Source organism: Candidatus Rickettsiella isopodorum, assembly GCF_001881495.1.
In the GTDB taxonomy this organism is placed as follows: Bacteria; Pseudomonadota; Gammaproteobacteria; order Diplorickettsiales; family Diplorickettsiaceae; genus Aquirickettsiella; species Aquirickettsiella isopodorum.
This window is the reverse complement of sequence record NZ_LUKY01000011.1, coordinates 1-667: the sequence shown is the minus strand read 5'-3', so window position 1 is coordinate 667 and position 667 is coordinate 1. Positions and strand designations below refer to the sequence as shown.

1 protein-coding gene is annotated in these 667 nt (G+C 43.9%); it reads right to left on the bottom strand.

Annotated features, from left to right (window positions below; translation table 11 throughout):
• Positions 1-667, bottom strand: a 667-nt coding sequence (locus A1D18_RS06770; RefSeq protein ID WP_171910788.1) for a hypothetical protein, incomplete at both ends; no start/stop codon positions are given.

Below are 667 nucleotides of genomic sequence, written 5' to 3'. Positions count from 1 at the left end.
GCCAGAATCCATTGGGATTTCTTGGTGGTGGTGTGGGATGATAAAAATGACTCACTTCTTCGCCCACTCGTTGGCCAAGTTGTTCGGCTACGTAAGAATTATTGACATCAAAAGTAACCGACGGTAACGACGTAGTCGCAGTGAATTCTGCATCGTTAATTAAGTGGGCATCCCATTGTTGATCTATTGTGGTTTGTGTGATCTGTCCTACACCACCGCTTGCCTTCTGACTTTGATGATAGTCATCAGATATCGGTTTGGTTTGCTGTTGCATCCCTACTGCAGCGGCATCCGTAATCAGTTGCGTCGCTAAGTTTTCAACATCGAATCGTCCGCGAACTATACTACTCATCGCTGCAACTTCCACATCCGCTACCAAACGCCGTTCTAAAGGATCCGCTATTTTTATTTGACTACTTAATCCCGCTGATCCCATAGCTAATACTACACCGGCTATGTCAAATTGTTGGCGAATACCTATCGCCATTTCAGTTAATTGTTCTGACACATTAACCATACCCATGCGTACCATCGTCATGATAGTTTTTTCTCCTATCACGGGTCCTCCAAAACCTGAACCAAAACCTGCAGTAATTCCAGCGGTTATACTTTCTGCTAAAGAAAAATGATCTTTTATTCCCATGCCAACACACAATTCTTGTGCAGC